Annotated in this window: 4 protein-coding genes; all 4 read right to left on the reverse strand. The window is 66.0% G+C overall.

Annotation, left to right across the window (positions count from 1 at the left end):
- Window positions 1–241 precede the first annotated feature (241 nt).
- The gene (locus tag K2X24_RS20780; protein ID WP_238282834.1) at window positions 242–403 is read right to left on the reverse strand and encodes a hypothetical protein; all 162 of its coding nucleotides are present in this window, start codon (window positions 401–403) and stop codon (window positions 242–244) included.
- Between the two features lie 164 nt (window positions 404–567).
- Entirely contained in the window at window positions 568–765 is a 198-nt protein-coding gene (locus K2X24_RS20785; RefSeq protein WP_292500682.1) for a hypothetical protein, read from the reverse strand.
- A gap of 328 nt (window positions 766–1093) precedes the next feature.
- The gene (gene oxlT, locus K2X24_RS20790) at window positions 1094–2392 is read right to left on the reverse strand and encodes an oxalate/formate MFS antiporter (RefSeq protein ID WP_292500684.1); all 1299 of its coding nucleotides are present in this window, start codon (window positions 2390–2392) and stop codon (window positions 1094–1096) included.
- Between the two features lie 454 nt (window positions 2393–2846).
- The coding region (locus K2X24_RS20795; RefSeq protein WP_292500686.1) for a 2'-deoxycytidine 5'-triphosphate deaminase at window positions 2847–2951 on the reverse strand (105 nt) is incomplete at its 5' end.

Consider the following 2951-nt stretch of genomic DNA (forward strand, 5'->3'; position numbering starts at 1 on the left):
AGCCTCGACCTGATCCCGGCTCTCGACGACGGCAGCGGAACCGGCGGCCTGGAAGAGCGGCCCGTGGCGAAGCCTGCTCGCGCGCCCCGGACCGCAGCGGCACGTCCCGCGCGCTCCCCCTAGGTCCACGCGGCGCGTGCTTCCCCTCAAGCAACGTTCGAGGAAGGGGCCGGCCCATGAAAAGACCCGCCGCGACGCTGTCGGGCGGGTCGAACGAAGCCGAATCCGTCGGACGGATGGATCAGGCGGCGCGGCGGGCTTCGCTGCGGGCGTTGTCGTTGAGGGCGACGAACATGCCGGCCGAACCCGTATCGGCTGTCGAAGGCGCGGCGTCGTCGGTGAGAAGGGCCAGCATCGGACCCACGGCGACGGCGGCGAGGCCGAGAACAAACAGAGCGATCATGGCGGAGACCCCTGTGGCGTTGCGATAAGTGTGTATCGCACCGCACCATGAAATTTGGTATGCCACATACCGCAGTGCGGTCATGCTATTGGTGCACGGCTCCGGCACGGATTTTTTCGTTTCGTCGAACGTATCTCGCCCGAGCGCGTGGTGGGGCGGCGGACTCAACGGGGCGGCGGGTCGGCCACGACCGGCAGGAGCGGGAGCAGGTAGTAGCCGCTCGCGAGCAGAATCGCCGAGAGGACGAGGCCCAGGGACGAAACGTAGAGCACGGCGAAGACGTCGCGGTTGAAGTCCGCGGTGCGCAGGACGATGCCCGCGAAGGGAATGCTGACCAAGGCGATGAGGATGGAGAGGATCATCTCGGAACCCTTCGGCGCAGGGAGGGCGGACGGTCGCTGACGTGTCATTCGCCGAAAGGGTCACCGGCTCGCCGAATGAGGGGCCGACAGGAATTCCAGCGGCGTTGCGCCATGCCATTCTGCTGGATGCCGCCGGGTCCGCGGGCCTGCCTCGCCCGCCCCCGGCCCCCGGGAGGCGTCGGCTCTGGAGCGGGCGCGTTGTCCGGCCGTGGACCTCTGGCATCGACAGCCCCGCTCCGGAATGGAATCCGGCGCGGGGCTGTCGGGTCTCGGGAGGGCGATCCCCTCTATGGGCCCGCCCTCCGTGTGGCGGGGGCGGGCGCCGGGCTCAGGCGTGGGCGAGGACGCCGGCGGGCTGGACGTTCCCCTGCGCGGCGTGGTGCCGCTTGAGCATGGGCCGGAGCACCGCCAGGGCCAGGAAGGCCGCGATCAGATCCATCACCGCCACGGTGTAGAGCACGGTGGCCCAGGTGCCGGTGGCCTGCATGAGCAGGTTGCCCACGGGGACGAACAGGGCCGCGAAACCCTTGGCGCAGTAGAGCACGCCGTAGATCTTGCCGATGTGCTTGGAGCCGAAGGTGTCGGCGGCCGTGGCGCTGAACAGCGAGTAGACCTCGCCCCAGGCCAGGAACACGATGCCCGAGAGGATCACGAAGGCCCACGGGTTGGTGCCGAAGTAGCCGAGCGCCACGATGCCGATGCCTTCCATCGAGAAGGCGATGAACATCGTCTTCTCGCGGCCGATCCGGTCCGAGATGTAGCCGAAGAGCGGGCGCGAGATGCCGTTCATCACCCGGTCGAGCATCAGCGCGAAGGGCAGGGCCGCCATGGCGAAGAAGTACAGGTTGACCTGGAATTCCTTGACGCCGAGATCCTGCGCGATGACGCCGAGCTGGGCCACCGCCATCAGGCCGCCGGTGACCGTGCAGGTGAACATCAGCAGCATCACCCAGAACACCGGCGTGCGCAGGGCTTCACGCAGGGTGTAGTCGCGGCGGGTCTGCAGCACCTTGGTCGAGTAGACGACCTCGCCCTTGGCCGGACCGCGCAGGCCGATGGCCGCTAGCATGATGATGCCGCCCTGGATCAGGCCGAAGACGAAGAACGCCTGGGCGTAGCTGCCCTGGGAGATCATGTTGGCGATCGGAATGATCGTCAGGGCCGAGCCGGCGCCGTAGCCGCCCGCCGTCAGGCCGACCGCGAGGCCGCGCTTGTCCGGGAACCACTTCAAGGCGTTGTTGATGCAGGTGGCGTAGACGCAGCCGACGCCGATGCCGCCGGCCACCGAGCCCATGTAGAAGCCGGTGAGCGAGGTGGCGTAGGAGTTGATGATCCAGGCCAGACCCGTCATCAGGCCGCCGAACATCACCACCCGGCTCGGGCCGTACTTGTCGATGAAGTAACCCTCGATTGGCGTCAGCCAAGTCTGCACCACGACGAAGATCGTGAAGGCGACCTGGATCGCGGCGCGATCCCAGCCGAAGGTTTTCTGGATTTCCGGAACGAAGAGGGTCCAGGCGTATTGAATATTCGCCGCCGCGACCATGCAGGCCACGCCGAGAACAAGTTGCAGCCATCGATTGACGGTCGGTTTCGCCGTTGGGGGCGCGGCAGCGGTCAGGGCCATGAGCTTTCTCCCGTATTTGATTCTGTGTTTCGTGTTGTTATGCCGAATTCGAATTATCTTGCAATTTCGCGCCCCGCTGGCGTGGGGTGACGCTGCGACGCCAAAAATCCAGGGCCGCATGTATGCATTATTTGGTATACCAGATATGCGTGCAAGCAGAATAATTCAGTCACCAGATCCCATTTTCCGGGATTAAGGGGCGGGCGTCGTCCGTTTACGCGCCTCGGAACCAGCAAGCCCTGGGCGATGCTCGGTGCGGGGATGGTTCGCGGGTGTTAAGCCGCTGCAATACCAGCGAATCGTCGATCGAGATCTTGACGCGGGCCCGTCAGGTCTTGGATCGCCACCGCCCCGATCACGGTTCGCGGCGCTGTCCCCGCAATCCACAAGACATGCGTCATCCGCATCGCGGTGCGTCTCGCACTGCAAAACGCCCGATTCGGCGCGCGGGGCTTCAGGCGAAGTGCTTCGAGAGCTTGAGACCCTGGGCCTGGTAGTTGGAGCCCGCCCCCGATCCGTACAGGGTGGCCGGACGCTCGGCCATGCGCTCGTAGACGAG

The sequence above is a fragment of the Methylobacterium sp. genome (assembly GCF_019750675.1).
In the GTDB taxonomy this organism is placed as follows: Bacteria; Pseudomonadota; Alphaproteobacteria; order Rhizobiales; family Beijerinckiaceae; genus Methylobacterium.